Raw genomic sequence first — 618 nt, 5'->3', positions numbered from 1 at the left:
TTATGTTCATGCCAACGTATCAAAGTGCATGACACGAACTGTCACGCACATGACAACGTTAAGTATTGTAACGGCTAATATCGAAAGAACATAAGCTTAATTCACTGATTTTCTCCATCAACTTTGATTAAAACCCATGAAGAGATTGAAACAAGCCACCATGATGCTTCCGCTCGCTGCGGCTGTATCAACGGCTTATGCAACAGATGAGCAAACGTGGGGCATTGCCGCCATGTATCGCACGGCCTCGATTCCTTTTTACACTGCTAACGATGACTCTACGGTGAGCACCTTCGTGCCGATGATGTTTTTTGAAAATGAACATTTGTACATTAACGGACTCGAGGGCGGCGCTTTTCTGTTTAACGAAGAGGATTCTGACTGGCGAGTGAGCGCGATTACGCGTCTTCGTTTTGTCGACATTCCTAAATCCGTTCAAAACGCGTTTGAAGGTGATCGCGTCGATTTTGGTGGCCAACTGCGTTATGACTTCAATGAAAACTGGCGCGCTGAAGTGGAATTGATGACGGATGACGAGTTTCAGTTCCACTCAAACTACAGAATTGCAGCAAATTACGAGCTGGGTGATTGGGAGTTCGAACCATCTTTTACCATCCG

The 618-nt window shown here is 45.5% G+C and carries 1 pseudogene; it reads left to right on the top strand.

Annotated features, from left to right (window positions below):
• Positions 1-160: 160 nt before the first annotated feature.
• A pseudogene (locus R8O10_RS26050) lies at positions 161-618 on the top strand (MipA/OmpV family protein); the annotation flags it as partial.

This window comes from Vibrio sp. 1727 (assembly GCF_033344415.1).
GTDB classification, from domain to species: Bacteria; Pseudomonadota; Gammaproteobacteria; order Enterobacterales; family Vibrionaceae; genus Vibrio; species Vibrio alginolyticus.
Note: the sequence above shows the minus strand (reverse complement) of the source record. Positions and strands in the feature narration are given on the sequence as shown.